Here is a 19,322-nt window from a genome sequence, read left to right as displayed (position 1 = left end):
TAATAATTACGATTTATATTTATCATTTTATTAAAAGAATAGTGATTTGTAAATATATCTTCACTCTTCATTAACTTCATGAGCAACTCTAACGCCAGACTCTATCGCTCCTTGCATCCATCCATGTGTCAATGTCGTATGCTCACCTGCAAAATGCACTTTGCCGGCTGGCGGCGTAATATAAGGAAATAACTCTAGCTCTTGGCCTGGCTCAAAAGCTGTAAATGCTCCGCAAGAATACGGATTCTTACTCCAGCTAAAAGATGCCCCTGTAACAAACTCGCTATAGACCACATGCCCATATATTTGCGCTAAATTTTTCAATGCGTAACGAATACGCTCTCTATGCGAGAGGCTATCCCATGTTAAAGCCTCATCCGCCCACGTATAACTTGCTATAACGATAGATGCCCCTGGTGACTGAATGTCATAGCTCGGATAATATGTAAAACGAATAGGTAAATCTGTAATAGACTTACCACCGCATTGCCCTTCTCTTTCCCAAAATCTACTTTTAAACTCTATCGCAATTTTAGTTGCAGCAATATAATTCAACTCACGAATTGCCCGTCTTTTATAATAAGAGAATAAATCATAAGGCTGTATTTCAACAAAACGTAGCGCTGAAAATGGGATAGTAACAATTGCAACATCACCTGTGACCGTAAATTGCTCTAACGTTTGTTCATGGGTTACTTGCATCATCACTTTGTTATCCTCTTGTATAATTTTCCTAACCTTATACTGCATAAATATATTTTCATTTAACTGAGGTAAAAAAGCTTTTGGTAATGCGTCCATCCCGCCAGTTATTTCATAGTATTTCGCCGTTGAAGTAAAAAAGAGCATTTCTCGTAATACTTCTATTAATGACATGCCCATATACGCTTCCATATCCAGAAGTACTCCAATCATATCTATTGCACCGTCTGAATAATATTCATTTAAAAATGAACCTAGCGAATATGTTTTATACTTTTTTTCAACAATAATCCAGTTTTTATTAGGATCTTTCTTAATATAATTCAGGATTGGTTCTAATACGGCCAACATTAATTCTTCTGCTGTTTTCCCTTTTTCTTTATCTAAAATAGGATATCCAAGTACACTTGGATCATTTTCAAACACATTCAATCTCGTTCTAATGTTATTCGTATACAGTATATCTGAAGAAGTTTTATTAATAAAAAGGTTTAACGGTAGTTTAAATTTACGAATGTAGGCTAAAGTTAAATCATGAGTATCCGGAATACGCATAGGACCTGCGTTAAAATATAATCCTGTGCTAAATGGTTCACGAATCGTATACACCCTGCCACCTATTCTGTTATTTGCTTCTATAATCGTTATATTATGACCCGCTTCTTTTAGTAAAGATGCTGCGACTAAACCAGAAATCCCTGCACCAGCAATAATGATTTGTTTTGGCTTATTCGTTTTTAAGAGCCCCACATTAATAATATGAAGCATGTTTTCCATCGTTAACGGCTTCAGCATGTCCTTTTCCCCTTTTGTAAAGGATTTTACTGAATTATATTCGGTTAACTTGATTCCTATGTTTTGTGTAAGGAATTGCCCGGATACATTTTCAAATACTTGAATATCTTTTATAAAATGTAATAAAATAGATATGAACTATAAAGGTAAGACGTATTATCTTACATAATAAAATTAATGAAATTGCGAGGAATTTTGAAATGAAAAAAGGTATTAACCGTGTTGTATTAGTAGGAACAGGAGCAGTTGGATGTAGCTATGCTTATTGTATGATTAACCAAGCAGTTGCTGAAGAATTTGTTTTAGTTGATGTAAATGAAGCAAAAGCAGAAGGAGAAGCAATGGACTTAAGCCATGCCGTACCTTTCGCACCAGCTCCAACAAAAGTTTGGAAAGGTAGCTATGAAGATTGTAAAGACGCAGATCTTGTTGTAATTACAGCTGGGTTACCACAAAAGCCAGGTGAAACACGCTTAGATTTAGTTGAGAAAAACGCTAAAATCTTTAAACAAATCGTTCGCAGTATTATGGATAGCGGATTTGACGGTATCTTCTTAATCGCAACTAATCCTGTAGATATTTTAACTTACGTAACTTGGAAAGAATCTGGTTTACCGAAAGAACGCGTAATCGGTTCTGGTACAACACTTGATTCTGCTCGTTTCCGCTATATGTTAGGTGAGTACTTCGATATTGGGCCTCATAACATTCACGCTTATATTATCGGAGAGCACGGTGATACAGAACTTCCTGTTTGGAGTCACGTATCAATTGGTATTCAAAAGCTAGAAACACTTCTTGAAAAAGACAACACATACAACCAAAAAGATTTAGATGAGATTTTCATAAACGTTCGTGATGCAGCTTATCACATTATTGAGCGAAAAGGTGCTACATACTACGGCATTGGTATGTCACTGCTGCGTGTAACGAAAGCAATCTTAAACAATGAAAACAGTGTATTAACTGTATCAGCATATCTTGAAGGTCAATACGGCCAACAAGACGTTTATATCGGCGTACCTGCTGTCTTAAACCGCGGCGGTGTTCGTGAAATTTTAGAAGTTGAACTAAGTGAAGAGGAAGAATTAAAATTCGATCACTCTGTTCAAGTATTGAAAGAAACAATGGCTCCAGTTCTTTAATCGTATATTCAAAAAAGCAATCCAATTCAATTTGGATTGCTTTTTATATTTTTATTGTTCACCCTCAATCCAAACAGTAATATTATCTATAATAAAAAGGAGTGGTTTCATGAATGATTCTTGGACGATTGCAATCCTCTTACTTGCCGTTGCATCCTTAATACTTTTCCTTTTCTTAATCATCAGAACGCTATTTCCAAATAAAAAATATGATAAGAATCTCGGATTGATTCTAATTATTTTAAGCTTGTTAGCAATGCCGATAAGTATCTTCCTTATCGGAGGATGGGCAGGTATAGGAGTTGGCGTAATCGCATTGTTTATTTTTACTGCTGTTATTATAGCTTTAATTGCAAATACATTCATTAAACTCCCCCTCCAAAGAAAAAATAACAAATAACCGATATTTTCACTCGGAAAAACATCGGTTATTTTCTATCATTTATTATTTTTAATCGGTTCCTCATTATTTACATCAAGTACATCTAATAAAAAGATAAAGATTGGAATCCCAATAATAAGCCCCCATATTCCGAGGAAATGCTCTGAAAAGATAAGAATCATGAATGTATAAAAAACTGGTAAGTTCGTTTTTGCAGACATAAATTTCGGATTTAAAAAATAACTTTCAAGAGCGTGAATCACTGTAATGAATATTAGTATGTAAACAACATATATAACCCCGCCGACGTTATAGGCAATGATACAAAGTGGAAACAATGAAATGATAACACCCGCAACTGGAATCAAGCCGAGTAAAAAGATCATAACTGCTAACACCAGTAACTGCGGAAATCCTAAAATGACAAGCGCTATCACAGTAAGAACACAATTTACAACCGCAATTAAAAACTGTGCTTCAATCACTTTTCCAAACGACCTTGCAAATCTTTCGCCGAAATATGCAATCTCCTCATAAAAAATTTTCAGCCTACTATCTTTAAATTTCGAAGTAAATGATATTATGCGTTCTTTTTCTAGTAAGAAAAATAAGCTTAAAATAAGAGAAAGTAGGATTTGCAAACTGACTTTTCCTATATTTGCTATCGATTGATAAATAACGTCTACACCTTGTTCAATATATTTTGATACTTCCATCCCATTAATAGTCGAAAGTGCATATTTAATGATCTCATTATCAGGTGGATTTTGAAAAAACAACTTAAATTGATAAATTAGTTGTGAAATTTGTACAGTCAGCACAGGTAAATATTTATATAGAGTTGTGACAATAAACGTCACCAATACAATATATAAACAAGCAATAACAACTTTCCTATTTACTTTCAATTTTTTTGAGATAAACTTTTGAAATCGATCCATCAAAAACGTGAGAATAAACGTAATTAATATTAAATTGATCATACTTTTTAATCCATATAATACAAGCGCTAATATTATTAACACGAGAAACCGTTGAAACCCTCTACTTCGAAAGAAATTCTTCACTTCATTCATTAAGAATTAACCTCCCCCTTCAATGGATGGAAATTGGATATAGTACAAAACGTACTTATTCATTGTAATACTATTACATTTTATGAACTTATATAGACAATCTTTCTTACTAATTGGGAAGAATCCTTTTTTCTTTTTATATTGTTAGATTCTTTTACATTCTGTCCACCAACATATTTCGGCGGGGTCTCTTTTTTTCGTTTACTTTTATTATAAATCTAGGTGATTTTCTATTTTTAGACTGCTGTTCATACGCATATCCAATATTGAAAAGAGAGAGTTATCTTTTACTTAACTCTCTCTAAACAAAACACTAAATGCAAAGCTCAATTATTTCAATCTAATCATTTCTTTTTTGCATTTGCTTCGCTAGCAATTCCTTTACTTGATTGTACGTTAACCCTGAATTTTTATTTAAACGCTTTACTTCCTCAACATCCGTACCTACCACTGTATATTTTTTCTCATCATTCATTTTTCCGCTTCCCTTCTCACTGGATTATTTCTTATATTTCTTCCCTAAACGTACATAAATTAACACCCATACAAAAAAGGAAGCTGTTTCTAAGTACAGCTTCCTTCTCATTATTTATTGTATTTCTTAATAAAATTTCACTACATCTTCAGTAGGTAAGAATGTTCTTTCTCCCGCCTCTTCATTGGGTTCACCAAATGGCATTTGACCTACTAAGCTCCACTCTGCTGGAATGTTCCAAGTTTCTTTCACTTCAGCATCTACGATTGGGTTGTAATGTTGCAGTGATGCTCCAATACCTTCAGCAGATAATAGCATCCACACAGTATGTTGTAACATTGCATTTCCCTGATGAGACCAGAATGGGAACTGATCTTTATATAATGGAGCGTTTTCTTGCATCTTTTCTACTGTCGCTTGATCTTCAAAGAATAAAACCGTCCCTACACCTGCATGGAATCCTTTTAGTCTTTCTACAGTCGCTTCAAAGTTTTCTGCTGGTACTCGTGATCTAAGCGTTTCTTTTACAATATCCCAAAACTTTTCATGTTCTCCATCCATTAATACGACCATACGGCCACTTTGCATATTGAATGAAGTTGGTGCGTGTAAAGCTGTTTTTAGAACTTCTTCAATTCTTTCTTTCGTAATTGCATCGTTTTTTGTTACTTTACGAATTGAACGGCGGTTCACAATTGCTTCTTTTAAATTTGTTGTAGTTGCTGACATTTTAATTCCTCCAAGTGTATGTTTTTTATTTAAACAAATCAATTTGATTCTTTCATGCAAGACGAATTAGCAATATCCATCCGTATTACATTGCAGGCCTTCAAATGAATTTGTTTTATCTTTTTCAATCTCTTTATCAATGACTCTTTCTAGCGTTTCTTTACTAGCAAGCCCTTGAATGACTTCATCTCCAATCATAACAGTCGGAACAGCCATAATATTCGCTTCGTCATATGCATGCTGAATTGCTTCTTGATGTTTTTCTTTATATTTACGAGTTACTAAAGCATCTTTAAATTCAGCTTCAGGAAGTCCTACTTCTACCGCTAATTTTGTTAAAACATCAATATCCTCGATGTTTTGTTCCTCTTGGAAAAACGCTGTGAATACGCGGTGGTGATATTCATTTCCTAGTCCACGTTCTTTCGCAAATTGACATCCTTCAAAAGCTAAATGAGTATATGGATGCGGTGAAACACGTGGTAATCGCATTTCAATTCCTAATTTCTCCGCTGTAGGACGAATGAACGCATCCCATGAACCTAACTTATCTGGCTCGTTCCAAGGGTCTATTTTTGAATATGGACTTGGACGTAATTCAAATGGCATCCATTCAATTTCTACATCTTTCTCTTTCGCTACTTCATCTAATGGACCTTTTGCTAAAAAACAAAACGGACATATAAAGTCTGAGTATACTTTCATTTTTACAGTCATAAGTTTTACACCTTACCTTCATAGTTGTAATTTAATTAGTTACATCATTAACAAAAAAATATAGATAATATTTTAAGCATTCATTTTCTCTTGCAAAGATTCAAACAACTGCGCCATCGTAATATTTCTCAAAACTTCTTCCATCGCGGATTGTGCTTGAATCAAAATAACTTCTAATACAGCTTGAATATTCGCACCAATTGGACAATCTGGATTTGGTTGCTCATGAATATGGAATAGTTTATCTTCTTCTACTACATTCAACGCATGGTACACATCTAACAATGTAATTTCATGTAAATCCTTTAATAAACCCGCACCACCCGGGCCGCGATTTACGTAAACAAAGCCAGCTTGTTTTAAGTACGACATAATTTTACGAATGACTACTGGATTTGTATTTACGCTCTCAGCCATATAGTCTGAAGTGCACAGTGAAGATGGATTATTTTTCAAAATAGATAAAATATGAACAGCTATAGAAAAGCGGCTACTAATTTTCATCGTAATCACCACCTCGTTGTAATCATTATAGTTACAACATAAAAATAAGTCAATCCTTTTCATAGATTTTTTAAAGTAAACTAAAAAAGTGCCTCATTACGATATATGAGGCACTTCTTCTTATTCTGCAAATAGCGCTTGAAATTCTTCAATAAATAGCTGCACAGCGATTGAAGAATCTTTTAATGAAGGAACAGCTAAAGCGATTTCTCTCCATACTTGTGGTTCCAATTCTCTCGTTTGTATATTCTTTGGTAAACTCGTCAAAGATAACTCAGCCAAAATTGCAAGTCCTAACCCTTCTTGAATCATATTTAAAGCTGTAGTTACTGTCGAGATTATATACTCAGCCCGAAGTGGTACGTTGGCTTGTTTAAACATATCAATAATGGGTGGTTCGTATCCACCCTTACATAATATGATCGGTTCATTCTCTAAATCACTAATTGTAATAGAGTCCTTCTTACAAAGAGGATGATCCTCTCTTAAGATAACAACCATTTTCCCCTTCGTTAATGGGACAATCTCCATATCTTTATTAGGCAAAATAACAATTCCTATATCAACAACCCTCGATACTAACCAATCTTCAACTTCTTTAATTGTTCCTTCACAAAGAACGACTTCTAAGTTCGGATATTTCTCCTTAAAAAGATTAATCATTTTTGGTAAGAAATGTGCAGAAGCACTCGGAAAACTACCAATTCGAATCGTCCCAACTTCATGCCCTTTCTCCATCGCTACTTCTTGCTCAATTTTCTCAATTCCATTCAATATTTCTCTAATATGAACAAGAATTCTCTCTCCTATGTCAGTAACAATTAAGCCTTCTCGCTTATCACGTATAAGAATCGTAATATCTAATTCTGACTCAATACTTGAAATTGCATGACTAACAGCAGGTTGTGTCATATTAAGTGCTTTTGCTGCTTTCGTAAAACTACCTAATTCAACCGTTTTAATCAAAACTTGTAGTTGTGTAATGGTCATAACTAATCACTTATACCCCTTATAAAAAAGATTCATTTTATTTATCATAGTCGATATCATATCATAGTGAAATGGAATACAACAAGGAGGTCTTACAGTGACACAGCTTTCTCGTACAAAAACGGCCATAATCCTTACCTTTCTTGTTATTATGTGGGGAATTAATTGGCCTTTATCTAAGTTTGCCTTGCATTATACACCACCTGTTTTATTTGCAGGCATTAGAACTTTAATTGGAGGATTCATTTTACTCCTGTTCGCTTTACCAAAATACAAAGAGTTACATTTAAAAGAAACTTGGCATTTATACGTAATTTCTTCTTTGCTCAATATCATTATATTTTACGGACTACAGACTGTCGGCCTTCAATATATGCCTGCTGGGTTATTTTCCGCAATTGTATTTCTACAGCCTGTTTTACTTGGGATTTTCTCATGGATATGGCTTGAAGAATCAATGCACGGTTTAAAAATCTTCGGGCTTGTTCTCGGGTTTATTGGTGTAGGAGTTATTAGCTCTAGTAGTTTAACCGGACATATTTCTGTCATTGGAATCCTTCTTGCATTAGGATGCGCTATTGGCTGGGCACTTGGCACAGTATTTATTAAGAAAACAGGACACCGCGTTAATTCCATTTGGATGGTAACACTTCAGCTTATTATTGGCGGATTTTTCTTAATCGGATTCGGTTCAGAATTTGAAAGTTGGTCTAACATCGCTTGGAGCATACCTTTTGTAGGTGTACTACTCTTTATTTCATTCTTTGTTATTGCAATGGGGTGGCTTGCCTACTTCACACTCGTCGGAACTGGTGAAGCAAGTAAAGTTGGGGCTTATACGTTTCTTATCCCTCTTATCGCTATTATTGCAAGTTCAATTTTCTTACATGAAGCCATTACAATTAGCTTATTTATTGGGCTATTATTTATTGTGGTGAGTATTTGTTTTGTAAATATAAGGCCGAAAGCACTTGCTGTAGGCCAGCAAGTTGAAGTGAAATAAATAAACATAAGAAAGAGCCTACTTGTTTAGGCTCTTTCTTATACCTTACTTTTTACGGCGCACTACAAACACACACGTTCCCACCGACGATACAATCGCCAAAATAGATAAAACAATTGCAATTGTCTGCATATTGCTTGTACCTTCATTTTTTTCAACACTAGACACTTCTCCATGTTCTCCAGTTAAGGACGTACCTTTTGCAATTGTAGTAACTGAATGCGGTTTTTCAGCTTTCTCATCGCCTGTCCATTCAACAATTTCTCCGTCTTTATATTGTTGATATGCATCCCAGGCTATTTTTTGTTCCTTATTTGGATTTTTAGCAACGAAAGTAAATCGTTGGAACTGACCAGATAAAATCCCTTCCCCTGTCGCTTCCCATACTACAGTTTTAACTTTTCCATCTGTATCTTTTTGCTCTTCCACTTTCCATCCTGACACTGGTTCATACTGTTGAAACTCAACGCCGGACGGTATTTTTAGTGTAACTTTTGTTGTTGCCACATTTTTTTCAACGGGTACCTTTATCGTATAAGTCTCCCATGAGTTAGCATCCGAAGTTGCTGGTTGCACAGTTACGTGAGCACTAACAGGTAACGAGAAAATCCCCATTGCAATTATTGTTGCGATCATTGTTGTTCCTAATTTTTTTATACGCTTCATTTTTTATTAACTCCTTTTCATCTATAACGCCTCTTTATCTGCCACCTACAATAAATTTATAATCTGTATCCAAGCTATCAAGAGATTTTGTTAATCCATGCACATGTATATTCCAGTTTCCTGTCATGTTAATATACATACCTTCCGCTTCATATTCTCCTGGTGAAACTGCCGAAACTTTAAATGAACCTTTGCCCATATTCATATCTAACGATTGAGTCGTCAATATAATTTGTTCCATAGCGGTAACAGGCTGTCCGTTCTCATCCTTTAAAGTAATATGGAATGTATTTTGTCCTACCTTATTAGGACTTACATGTAAAGTAAGTTCATATCCATTATCTAATTGTTTACTCTCTGTAAAAGGGCCAGTAGGAGGCATCGGCGGTGTTTGTACATTTGTCATAAAGGCTACGATTACAAAAACGATAATTCCAACAATAAACTCTATTTTCAGCGTAGCTCCTAGCTTTTTCTGTGCTCGCATTCTTCCTTTCACATAATGAATAATTCCTAATATCCCCATGCAAACGAATAGCAGTATCTTTACTAATAAGGCTAATCCATACTTCGTATCAAATAACGAATGAATCGTGGGAATGAAAAATGTGCTATTAAAAAGCCCTGTTATTACAATCACTATGACGGCACCTGTTGCCCATGGTGAAAAACGCTTAATCGCATCCCAATACATAGTCCACTTATCATTCTCTTTACGTAAAAGAAGAATAATCGATGATAGACCACCAATCCATAATGAAGCTGCAAATAAATGTAGAAAGTCCATAACGACAGCAATGTCTTTAAATTTCAAACCATATGCATGACTATTAAAGGCTTTCATAACAAGTAACCCAATAAACAATACAATTGGAATACTCCATACTTTAAACGACGAAAGTTTCTCTCGCTTCACAGCAAAATATGTAACAATCATAAGCAGACTAATAAGAGCCATTTGAGTGCTCCATACATAACCAAAAACAGATAGCTGTAATGTTTCTTTTAATAAGAAAGGATTGAATGCTTCTAACCATGAAACATCAGCATTTATTTTTGCTTGCAATGGTAGATTGAATAGTAAACTAACGAATATACCAAATAATGATATCCATATTATTCTCTTACTTCTTGATTGAACTTCTATTGCATTCCCTTTATACATAATAAGATTAAAGAATAGAACTCCTAAAAATAATGAGAAACTTGTATATAAAATCCCACGTTCCATAATCATATCGATTTGCGGGATATACCCCATCTCTTCTACTTGTACATCGTCTGCTCCCGCTTCGGCTAATCCAATCTGGAACGGAATAACTCCTTGAATTGGATGTCCATCAGCTGAAATAGCTTTCCACTGAATAGAATAGAGACCGTCTTTAAGATTCTCTTTTAACCCTGCTTCTAATAATTTTTTATTTTTTTTATCAATATGAGCATCTTTTAAATCTACTCTTTTACCTGATGTATCTCTTACAAACAATGTATTAAAATGTGAAACTTGTATATCCTCATCAAATTCAATTTTCACAACAGATGGTGCTTTCTTCAACGTTTCATTTTCAGCAGGATTTGATTTCACAACATACGCATGAGCAGACGCGCTTTTTGGTATCAATATGATAAGCACACATGCTATTAATAGCCATGTCCCTAACCTTCTCATTACTTTCACACTCATTTCACTTCTTTCTTCTTTGTTACTACACTTTCAATACTTTTTACTTCTTATGCTTGATTTCCCATCAGAATATTAATCTGGTTAAGTATAAATTTTTATACATTACGATACTCTATTTTCCCCCACCTCTTAACTTCCAATATAATAGTTACTACTTTCATTAATATAACTTACATTTTTTAAGTCGATTATGATTATAACATAAAATATATTTAGGTAATTACCTAAAGAAGAAAAGTTCTCGTGAATCATTTGTGAAAAAAATGTGAAATACATAAATAAAAAAGGTGTTACGTTATTCCGCAACACCTTTTCTCCCTTTATTTCTGTTCTGGATAATCACAATACTCAATAATCGTTCCCTCAGTATCCGCTGGGTTAAGGTAAATTAACCTTCTACCATGTTTATTCATTCTAAGTGTATGTTCTAATGTTCGAATGCCTTGTTCCTTTAATTCTTCTAAAGCTACATCTAAATCCTCTACACGATACGCAACATGGTGGACACCTTTCCCTTTTTGCTTTATAAATCGTGCTATTGGAGAAGTTGTATTATTCGTCGGTGCAAGTAATTCGATTCTATCACCATCAACTTCAAGAATGGCTACTTCGCTTTCCACACCTGGTGCCTCACTTACGTAACGATCTATTAAAGTTCCTGACAAAACCGTTTCATAAAAACGTATCGTACTATCTATATCACGAACTGCGATTCCGATATGATCAATTGTTTTTTTCATGTACTTTTCCCCTACTACTTTATTTTTTCTATCCTTATTAATAGTAACAAAAAAAGTTATAGAAACAAGTTCTATAACTTTTTTTATTTAACCTATTTTCTTATCCGCCCTAGTTGCTGGTTGAACTTGGTTTTTCACTTTTAAAACGCTAATACCATACCCGATAAATCCACCGATGATTGCTGGGAAGATCCACCCTAAACCTACTTCCTGCATCGGAAGGAATTTAGTGAACACTTGGCTTACTACTTCAATGTTAACTCCAGCTGCACTTAATCCATCGAATAAGCTGATGATAAATGTTACGATTAAACTCACTTGATAAACTTCAGCTCTTCCTTTAAATAGTGAATGGAAGAATGTTAAGAAAATCAATACAATCGCTAGTGGATAAATTGCTGTTAATACTGGAACAGAAACTGCGATTAATTGTGTTAATCCTACGTTTGCTACAATTGCACTAAATACACATAGCGTGATTGCGATTGCTTTATAAGGAACATTTGGGAATAACTTATGGAAGAATGAAGAACATGCTGATACAAGTCCCACACTTGTTGTTAAACAAGCAACTGTAATCATTAACCCTAATAATACTCCGCCATATGATCCGAAATAGTAGTTAGAAACTTTCGCTAATACTTCTCCGCCGTTCTCTAAATGTCCAAGCTTTGCAACACTTGAAGCACCCATATAAGAAAGAGCTGTATAAATAATTGCTAAAATAGAAGCCGCAATGATTGTCGCTTTTGCACAAACGACCATAATTTGTGTTTTCGTTTTTGCACCTTTTTCTTTAATTGCATTAATGATGATGATTCCGAATACGAATGATGCAAGCGTGTCCATTGTTAAGTATCCTTCTTGGAATCCTTTAAAGAATGCATGTGATGTATACCCTTCAACTGGTGCTTGCATATCTCCAATCGGATGGATAAAAGCAACGATTACTAAAATACCGATGAATGTCAATTTAATTGGCGTTAATATTTTCCCAACAATATCGACAATTTTCGCAGGATTTAGCGAAAAAAAACAAGTAATGCTAAAGAATATAATTGTAAAAAGAATTAACGGTGTAGAACCTAATCCCTCTGGCATAAACGGCTTAAGACCAATTTCATAAGAAACATTCCCCGTTCTTGGTATTGCAAATAACGGACCGATCGCTAAGTATAAAACTGTTGTAAACACAATTCCGAATACTGGGTGAGCACGACTTGCTAATGACTGTAAATCGTCTTTACCCGAAAAACCAAATGCCAATACGCCTAGTAATGGTAAACCTACTCCTGTTACTAAAAATCCAGCGTTAGCAATCCATACATTCTCTCCTGCTGATTGACCAAGCATCGCTGGGAATATTAAATTTCCTGCTCCAAAAAATAAAGCGAATAACATTAAACCAATTACCACAATGAACGAAAACGGTACTTTATTCGTCATCATATAACCTCCATTCACAATTCCTTATCTCATTTCCATTTTTCACTAATTGAATTTTCTGAATATTTAATTTGAATATCAACTATTCTTGAACTCATTATAGTTTGATATATAATATTTTGCAATACTATTTTCAAACTTTTCTTTTATTTTATAAATATACATTTTTTAACATAGAAAATATACTGAAAAACCAACATGGTCATCCATGTTGGTTTTTCCATTTACTATCAGTAATTAAAATTTCGCAGCTACTTTTTTAACGTTTTCTAAACCTTCTTCAACAATTTGTTGTGAGCGATCTGGATATTGATTGTGTCCTTCGATTACAACTGTTTCTGGATTTGTAATTCCCCAGAATCCAAGCACAGTTGTTACATAATTAACTGCCATTTCCATAGGAGCCATTTGTTCTGAAGAGTAATCTGAACCACGAGCACCTAATACAACTACTTTCTTATCACCAGCTAAACCTTCTGGACCATTTGCTGTATATTTAAACGTTTTTCCTGCTTGAGAAAGGTATGAAATATACGTAATTAATGGTGCTGGCACTGTAAAGTTCCATAATGGGAACGCAAATACAACCTTATCTGCTTCTAAAAATTGATTTAAATATTGATCTACAGTTGCTACAGCCTTCTCTTCTTCAGCTGTTAGCTCCATTCCTTGACTGCGTTTGTATCCACCTGAAATAGCGATATTTCCGTAATAAGGAAGATCTAATGCAAATAAATCTAATTCCGTCACTTCTGTATTTGGATTTGCTTCTTTATAAGTACTTACAAATGTTTCATACATTTTTGAACTAATTGCTTGCTCCGCTGGACGATCGTTCGCTTTTACAAATAATACTTTTGACATAGTTTTATTCTCCTCTACTTTTGTATTTTCTTCTTTTTTACCAAATAATGAGCTAAATAATCCCATTCTCTTCACCTAAACTTTCTTATCATATTCATTATTCATCATCATAAAAATTCTTATTCTAAGAAAAAGTTTCAATAGTTATTTGAAGTTAAGTCATCTAAAACTTTTTATTATTTAATTACCTTATGTAAGTTAGTATATTATTTTCACTTACTTTAGTCAAGTAACTTTTCAAAAAGGAAAAAATCTCGAATTAAAAATAATAAGAAGCGGTATTCCCTCAGTCAAAATGATGAATTCGAAAACACATAAGGAAAATACCTTGTATAATACAACTAGAGAGGGAAATTCACCAATAGAGAGGATTTATTAATGAGTACTTTAGAAAAGATTCAAACCTTTATCATTCTTGCAGCTGTTATATTCGGAGTTATATTAGGACAATTTAATATGATACATATGTATTCAGATAAATTTATTGTCCCCTTCTTATTTTTCATGTTATATGGATTATTCCTCAGCATCCCATTGAAAGAAATAAAAAACGGGTTTCGCAACTTAAAATTTGCTGGAACAAGCCTTACCATTAACTTTTTATGGACACCTTTCCTCGCTTGGGGGTTAGGCGCACTATTTCTTTCAGATCATCCAGCACTTTGGGTTGGATTTATTATGTTGATGGTTACACCATGTACGGATTGGTACTTAATATTTACTGAAATAGCGAAAGGAAATGTAGCACTTTCCACAGCAATTTTACCTGTAAATTTGATTTTACAAGTATTACTGCTACCCGTTTATTTATTTTTATTTGCAGGTGTAATGAAGACTGTAGCGGTTTCTGTTTTAGTAGAAAGTATTGTTATCGTAATCGTCTTACCATTTTTACTAGCGCACGCTACAAAATTTATTATGCATAAAATGAAAAAAGCTGAAACACTTGAGAACAAACTCATTCCGTTTTTCAGCTCTGCTCAAATTGTATTTTTAAGTTTAGCAATTGTAGCGATGTTTGCATCACAAGGGAAATATTTACTTCAAAATATGAATGTTGTGTTATTATTACTGATTCCCGTTCTATTGTTCTTCGTAATTAATTTCTTACTAGGACAATTCATAGGGCGCATTATGCGTTTATCCTATAAAGATACAGTAAGTCTAAACTTAACAACATTAGCGAGAAACTCGCCTGTCGCACTCGCTATTGCTGTGACAGCTTTTCCAGACGAGCCTCTTATTGCTCTTGCACTCGTTATTGGACCGTTGATTGAACTGCCGGTTCTTACTTGTGTTTCACAAGTGTTGTTGCTTATTAAGAAAAAGCAATACTTAGTAAAATAGGAAAAAATAAAAACTCGTCCCAGTGTCTATTTACACACGAGACGAGTTTTATTATTACAATTTTTTAGAGAGCATATAGTAAATGATTTTATAATATAGACTTCCTATAACAATCGCATATCTTCTGTTTTCAATGAGCTATCCGTTGTAACCCATCAAGAATCAAATGATTCATAAAAAAGCATTATCCTTCCCTATAATTCTACAGAAGGATAGCGTTTTTTTTGCTTTATGATTAGTCTAAAACCTTAGCTGGATGGTGATTTATCTATACCCCTATAGATAGATTAAAAGATGGTATTCTCTATATTAATGGTCAGGAGTTGTTATTAGTAAATCTTTTATCAAAGATTCCCACTGCTTAGCAACAATTTCTCCTGTAAAGTCCTTAATTACTTCATATGAATTCTCACTATAGCGTTCTCTCGTTTGATCATGTTGTAACAATTCAATTACTCTTCCAGCAAATTGTTCAATATTATTCGCTTCAACTTTCACAGAATTTTCACCATGTCTTAAGTAATCCCCTAAATAATCAATATCAAAATAAATAACGGGGCATCCACATGAAATTGCTTCTTGGGCAGCTAAACAAAATCCCTCATTGCGACTTGTTAATAAAAAACAGCTACTTTTGTTTAAAATTTGTTTAGGTTCGTACGTAAAGGGATGTATAAAGATATTTTTCTCCATATTATTTTGCTTTATTATATCTATTAATTTGCTTTTTTCTTTACCCTCTCCATAAACATGTAATGTTGCAGAAGGAATTTCTTTCACTACCCTTGTAAAAATTTCAATCATTTTATCAATCTGTTTTTCAGGTGATAATCTTGCAAATAGAACACATTTATTTTTTTCACGTTTTTCAAAAGGAACTTTTTCAATTTCACCAGAAATAGAATGGGGTATTACAGCGAACTTCTCTATTCCCCCAAATCTATTAGAAATATCTTCCTTTTGCTTTTGGGTTAATACCACAACTTTCTCAACTTGATTAAAGTCTTTCCAAATTGGTATATAATTCGAGTTAAGTGCACCCTTTAATTGATCATTTGGATTATTATAAAAAGTATTATGAATGATAGGAACAACGTGCACCTTTGGACTTCTTATTTTTTTTACAATGTTATAATAAAATCGATTTTTGTCCACAAATAAAATGCTTTCATCATCATTTTCTATTTTTTTTGTAATCCAAATATTAATTAATTCGTCTTCCGTTACACTCTTACAAAAATTCCCGCATTCATCCATTAACAAGAAAACATCCTGTTTTACATCTTTAACTAGAGCTATTGTACCATCTGTTCTGTAATACTCTTCACGTACTATTTTTTGTGCCTCATCGAAATACTGCTTACTGGACAATGTACCGTATTCATCAAATAGCTCCTTCATGTACTTTTTTCCATGAATAAAATTGTTAATATAGTTAATTTTTTGTTGGTCTTTCTCATCATATACGATGTATTTTATGACTTCTTTATTTTCATTTATTACTTTCACAACATTTTCTTGATTAGATTCTTGAGTATAGGCCCATATGCTATCACTAACATGTTTAGATATTTTCCTATTTTCCGAGTGCTGAAAATCTTCGTATAGATTTGCGAAATTCACCTTATCAGATAATCCATACGAATCTGTATACATAGATTTACATTTATCTAATGCCCTTCTATATTTTAGTGATAATAGTTTTACATCATAACTTAAAAATTCATCAAAGATTTGAGCCCTCTTCAACGAAGATATCTCAATCCCCGTTAATTTTTCACCATAATCTAAATTTAAGAAATACACTCCTATTTTCCTCATTCAAAATCACCTTTCACTCAAAGTACCTACTATATAATGAAGTTCAACTACAGCTGTATAATAGTCACCTTATTATTAATATTTAATTATATGGATTTTTTAAATAATTAATAAATCCTGAAAGAAAATGTTCCGCATCGTCTATTCTGGCTCTAAAACGATCATGCCTAGAATAGAATCCATATTGTATCCTTTGCGGGTTTTTAAAATACATTGCTACTTCTGGCAGGAAAACACCTGTAATTTCATGTCGAGCACGTTTTGTTCTAATTTTTTCAAACTTCTCTACATCGTATTTTTCTAATAGTTCAGGATGTTCTTTTTTACATTTTTCTATTAATAAATGAGCAGAGTTCATAAGCTCTAGAAGAGTAGGGTATGCCGTTTCTCTTTTATCAATAAACTCCAAGTGTTCAAAAGCATTTTTAATTCCAAAATCGAAATAGTCAGGAGAATTGATATAATATGTAATTTCATTTGCAGCGTAACTTAACCAATGGTCATGATATTTCCAATATTTCTTTTCAATTAAACGGTCAAAAATGCGTTGCGCAAGCTCTAAAATATGCTCGTCTTGAACTAAAGTATATAAACGCATCAATCCAAAAACAGCTTCTCCATCATAATAAACTGTTCGAAACTCTTCTGCCACTTGAAGTGTTTCCCCATCTAAAATATGTATTGTATTTCCATCCTTGTCCACCATTCTTTCAAAGGCGGAAACAACCTGTAAACAAAAGGATTCGTACTCTCTCGACCCAGTAATGGACATATATTTACTTAATGCAAGCAAGGCCATACCTTGCGCACCTAGTTTAATTTCCCCATCTGTACTTTCAATAAAGAATCGTTGATTATCTACTAGTTTACTTAAATGTTTAATCCCCCAGTCAATAGAGGCTTTAATTTTTTTAATCATTGAAAGATCCTTTGTGTATTCAACAACTTCTAATAAGGCATATAAACTAGAAAAATGACGAATTGTATTGTAGCTTATCAAAGTACGATCAAAGCAAGGAAAGTAACCGTATACAAATTTACCGTCATGTGAAAGTTGATTCACTAAAAACTTTCCGCCCTCTTCCACAATATGAGTAAGCAGTTTCTTTTCATTTTTTCCATTTATAAAACGGATTCCGTTATACAATTCTCTTTTTTGCAAGTCAACTAATGTATTGCTTTCTTCAATAAGAAATGATTTCGTTGTGAAGATATGTAAAGATTTTGAGTGAAGCATTTCTTCTTTTAGGAAAAGCGGCTTTTTATACTTTTCAAAAATATATTTATTAAGATTATTAAAATCAAAGTGTAAATCAACATTACCTAATTGTGAAATCCGATAATTAGGACCCGGTTTTAAAATTGCATTTGCATTTATCTCCTGCTCTAAAAATGCTACTTCAAATCGCTCATCAAAAGCAATGCCATATCTAAAGTAATTATTTCTTTCTATAACGCTAAATTGTTGCTGTAACTCTTCATAACTCATAGTACGTACTGAATCAACAACGTCAATCTTAATCCACGGTGAAACGTTGTAGTATCTATCAATATGCCGTTCTATCTTCGTCCAAATTCTATTAGAATTTTCATGTCGAGTTTGCCATACGAAAGCTCGTTTATTTGGAAACCCTACAGAAACAAAAACAATTTTCTGAGAATCATCCTGCGGTAGTGATGTTAATACTCTTTTTTTTACCTTTTCCAGTAACTCTGATCGGGATATACGTGTCATTTCCTCACTCCATTTGTCCATTATATATGTTGTATTATACATGAATTACCATTTTTTTGAAAGTGAATTTCCACTCCCACTTCCACGCTATCCTCCCGTCATATTAAAAGTTTATTTTTCCAATCTTTACATTAAATACATGAGATTATAAAAAAATCCTAAACTTTTCCATTATTATGTGATACCATTATCATAAGTATGACATAATAATGCTGGTTTACAGTACATTTATATCATGCTTGATAACTTTGTGTAACAGTTAATGAAATTATATTTTATACACTTAATATTACACGAAATTAACTTCACCTAATCAATATTATATGGAGTTAATTCATCTAATTAATATTACGTGAAGTTAATTTAGATACTTATATATTACGTGAAAATAATTTATTACTTCTATATTACATGAAGTTAATTCATCTAATCAATATTACATGAAATTAATTTGTTTAATTAATATTACATGGAGTGAATAAAAGGGGAAGAGAATAAATG

Annotated in this window: 18 protein-coding genes; 4 read left to right on the top strand and 14 right to left on the bottom strand. The window is 33.4% G+C overall.

The features are described from left to right. Nucleotides 1–60: 60 nt before the first annotated feature. Nucleotides 61–1,497, bottom strand: a complete 1,437-nt coding sequence (locus COI75_RS02170; protein WP_000917369.1) for a flavin monoamine oxidase family protein — start codon at nucleotides 1,495–1,497, stop codon at nucleotides 61–63. A 200-nt stretch (nucleotides 1,498–1,697) separates the two neighbouring features. Between COI75_RS02170 and COI75_RS02165 the strand changes: the two genes are divergently transcribed. After that, entirely contained in the window at nucleotides 1,698–2,642 is a 945-nt protein-coding gene (locus COI75_RS02165) for an L-lactate dehydrogenase (protein ID WP_000715317.1), read from the top strand. 109 nt (nucleotides 2,643–2,751) lie between these two features. Next, the gene (locus COI75_RS02160; RefSeq protein ID WP_002095745.1) at nucleotides 2,752–3,042 is read left to right on the top strand and encodes a YesK family protein; all 291 of its coding nucleotides are present in this window, start codon (nucleotides 2,752–2,754) and stop codon (nucleotides 3,040–3,042) included. A 38-nt stretch (nucleotides 3,043–3,080) separates the two neighbouring features. On the opposite strand, the gene COI75_RS02155 is transcribed toward COI75_RS02160, so the two are convergent. The 6 genes from COI75_RS02155 to COI75_RS02130 form a co-directional block, all read right to left on the bottom strand. Further along, complete coding sequence (locus COI75_RS02155; protein ID WP_001006569.1) at nucleotides 3,081–4,100, bottom strand: AI-2E family transporter; 1,020 nt, start codon at nucleotides 4,098–4,100, stop codon at nucleotides 3,081–3,083. 340 nt (nucleotides 4,101–4,440) lie between these two features. Next, nucleotides 4,441–4,575 carry a hypothetical protein gene (locus tag COI75_RS27170; protein ID WP_000997342.1) on the bottom strand — a complete coding sequence of 45 codons (135 nt, stop codon included), beginning with the start codon at nucleotides 4,573–4,575 and terminating at the stop codon, nucleotides 4,441–4,443. A gap of 126 nt (nucleotides 4,576–4,701) precedes the next feature. Next, nucleotides 4,702–5,304: a nitroreductase family protein gene (locus COI75_RS02145; protein ID WP_001277033.1), complete on the bottom strand. Its 603-nt coding sequence runs from the start codon at nucleotides 5,302–5,304 to the stop codon at nucleotides 4,702–4,704. A gap of 66 nt (nucleotides 5,305–5,370) precedes the next feature. Continuing rightward, a complete protein-coding gene (locus COI75_RS02140) occupies nucleotides 5,371–6,021 on the bottom strand; it encodes a DsbA family oxidoreductase (protein ID WP_000216659.1) in 651 nt (216 codons plus the stop codon). 72 nt (nucleotides 6,022–6,093) lie between these two features. Further along, nucleotides 6,094–6,525, bottom strand: coding sequence for an Rrf2 family transcriptional regulator (locus tag COI75_RS02135; RefSeq protein ID WP_000704071.1), 432 nt, complete (start codon nucleotides 6,523–6,525; stop codon nucleotides 6,094–6,096). A 120-nt stretch (nucleotides 6,526–6,645) separates the two neighbouring features. After that, nucleotides 6,646–7,515: a LysR family transcriptional regulator gene (locus COI75_RS02130; protein ID WP_000156753.1), complete on the bottom strand. Its 870-nt coding sequence runs from the start codon at nucleotides 7,513–7,515 to the stop codon at nucleotides 6,646–6,648. A 97-nt stretch (nucleotides 7,516–7,612) separates the two neighbouring features. Here COI75_RS02130 and COI75_RS02125 point away from each other — a divergent pair, with 97 nt between their 5' ends. Continuing rightward, complete coding sequence (locus COI75_RS02125; protein WP_098448210.1) at nucleotides 7,613–8,518, top strand: DMT family transporter; 906 nt, start codon at nucleotides 7,613–7,615, stop codon at nucleotides 8,516–8,518. A gap of 45 nt (nucleotides 8,519–8,563) precedes the next feature. Here COI75_RS02125 and COI75_RS02120 read toward each other — a convergent pair whose 3' ends face one another. The 5 genes from COI75_RS02120 to COI75_RS02100 form a co-directional block, all read right to left on the bottom strand. After that, entirely contained in the window at nucleotides 8,564–9,184 is a 621-nt protein-coding gene (locus COI75_RS02120) for a YcnI family copper-binding membrane protein (RefSeq protein ID WP_098448209.1), read from the bottom strand. Nucleotides 9,185–9,218: 34 nt separating this feature from the next. Further along, nucleotides 9,219–10,868 (bottom strand): copper resistance CopC/CopD family protein, encoded by a 1,650-nt coding sequence (locus COI75_RS02115; RefSeq protein ID WP_141535075.1) that lies wholly within the window; start codon nucleotides 10,866–10,868, stop codon nucleotides 9,219–9,221. Nucleotides 10,869–11,188: 320 nt separating this feature from the next. Continuing rightward, nucleotides 11,189–11,608: a VOC family protein gene (locus tag COI75_RS02110; RefSeq protein WP_098385716.1), complete on the bottom strand. Its 420-nt coding sequence runs from the start codon at nucleotides 11,606–11,608 to the stop codon at nucleotides 11,189–11,191. An 87-nt stretch (nucleotides 11,609–11,695) separates the two neighbouring features. Beyond that, nucleotides 11,696–13,054 carry a branched-chain amino acid transport system II carrier protein gene (gene brnQ, locus COI75_RS02105; protein ID WP_000182716.1) on the bottom strand — a complete coding sequence of 453 codons (1,359 nt, stop codon included), beginning with the start codon at nucleotides 13,052–13,054 and terminating at the stop codon, nucleotides 11,696–11,698. 237 nt (nucleotides 13,055–13,291) lie between these two features. Beyond that, nucleotides 13,292–13,984, bottom strand: a complete 693-nt coding sequence (locus tag COI75_RS02100; protein ID WP_000522513.1) for an FMN-dependent NADH-azoreductase — start codon at nucleotides 13,982–13,984, stop codon at nucleotides 13,292–13,294. Between the two features lie 312 nt (nucleotides 13,985–14,296). Here COI75_RS02100 and COI75_RS02095 point away from each other — a divergent pair, with 312 nt between their 5' ends. Continuing rightward, a complete protein-coding gene (locus COI75_RS02095; RefSeq protein ID WP_000105402.1) occupies nucleotides 14,297–15,265 on the top strand; it encodes an arsenic resistance protein in 969 nt (322 codons plus the stop codon). 309 nt (nucleotides 15,266–15,574) lie between these two features. On the opposite strand, the gene COI75_RS02090 is transcribed toward COI75_RS02095, so the two are convergent. Beyond that, entirely contained in the window at nucleotides 15,575–17,071 is a 1,497-nt protein-coding gene (locus tag COI75_RS02090) for a glycosyltransferase (RefSeq protein WP_098381313.1), read from the bottom strand. A gap of 97 nt (nucleotides 17,072–17,168) precedes the next feature. Continuing rightward, nucleotides 17,169–18,821, bottom strand: a complete 1,653-nt coding sequence (locus COI75_RS02085) for a hypothetical protein (protein ID WP_098381301.1) — start codon at nucleotides 18,819–18,821, stop codon at nucleotides 17,169–17,171. Between the last annotated feature and the right edge of the window lie 501 nt (nucleotides 18,822–19,322).

The organism is Bacillus cereus (assembly GCF_002564555.1).
Classification (GTDB): Bacteria; Bacillota; Bacilli; order Bacillales; family Bacillaceae_G; genus Bacillus_A; species Bacillus_A cereus_K.
The sequence above is the reverse complement of the archived record's forward strand: the minus strand, read 5'-3'. Positions and strand labels throughout refer to the sequence as shown.

What these genes read in the sequence shown, in the direction of transcription:
- COI75_RS02120 (WP_098448209.1), bottom strand. Translation starts at nt 9,184, where the DNA reads ATGAAGCGTATAAAAAAATTAGGAACAACAATGATCGCAACAATAATT.
- COI75_RS02135 (WP_000704071.1), bottom strand. Translation starts at nt 6,525, where the DNA reads ATGAAAATTAGTAGCCGCTTTTCTATAGCTGTTCATATTTTATCTATT.
- COI75_RS02100 (WP_000522513.1), bottom strand. Translation starts at nt 13,984, where the DNA reads ATGGGATTATTTAGCTCATTATTTGGTAAAAAAGAAGAAAATACAAAA.
- COI75_RS27170 (WP_000997342.1), bottom strand. Translation starts at nt 4,575, where the DNA reads ATGAATGATGAGAAAAAATATACAGTGGTAGGTACGGATGTTGAGGAA.
- COI75_RS02110 (WP_098385716.1), bottom strand. Translation starts at nt 11,608, where the DNA reads ATGAAAAAAACAATTGATCATATCGGAATCGCAGTTCGTGATATAGAT.
- COI75_RS02170 (WP_000917369.1), bottom strand. Translation starts at nt 1,497, where the DNA reads ATGCTGAAGCCGTTAACGATGGAAAACATGCTTCATATTATTAATGTG.
- COI75_RS02130 (WP_000156753.1), bottom strand. Translation starts at nt 7,515, where the DNA reads ATGACCATTACACAACTACAAGTTTTGATTAAAACGGTTGAATTAGGT.
- COI75_RS02115 (WP_141535075.1), bottom strand. Translation starts at nt 10,868, where the DNA reads ATGAGTGTGAAAGTAATGAGAAGGTTAGGGACATGGCTATTAATAGCA.
- COI75_RS02095 (WP_000105402.1), top strand. Translation starts at nt 14,297, where the DNA reads ATGAGTACTTTAGAAAAGATTCAAACCTTTATCATTCTTGCAGCTGTT.
- brnQ (WP_000182716.1), bottom strand. Translation starts at nt 13,054, where the DNA reads ATGACGAATAAAGTACCGTTTTCGTTCATTGTGGTAATTGGTTTAATG.
- COI75_RS02165 (WP_000715317.1), top strand. Translation starts at nt 1,698, where the DNA reads ATGAAAAAAGGTATTAACCGTGTTGTATTAGTAGGAACAGGAGCAGTT.
- COI75_RS02140 (WP_000216659.1), bottom strand. Translation starts at nt 6,021, where the DNA reads ATGACTGTAAAAATGAAAGTATACTCAGACTTTATATGTCCGTTTTGT.
- COI75_RS02145 (WP_001277033.1), bottom strand. Translation starts at nt 5,304, where the DNA reads ATGTCAGCAACTACAACAAATTTAAAAGAAGCAATTGTGAACCGCCGT.
- COI75_RS02155 (WP_001006569.1), bottom strand. Translation starts at nt 4,100, where the DNA reads ATGAATGAAGTGAAGAATTTCTTTCGAAGTAGAGGGTTTCAACGGTTT.
- COI75_RS02160 (WP_002095745.1), top strand. Translation starts at nt 2,752, where the DNA reads ATGAATGATTCTTGGACGATTGCAATCCTCTTACTTGCCGTTGCATCC.
- COI75_RS02085 (WP_098381301.1), bottom strand. Translation starts at nt 18,821, where the DNA reads ATGACACGTATATCCCGATCAGAGTTACTGGAAAAGGTAAAAAAAAGA.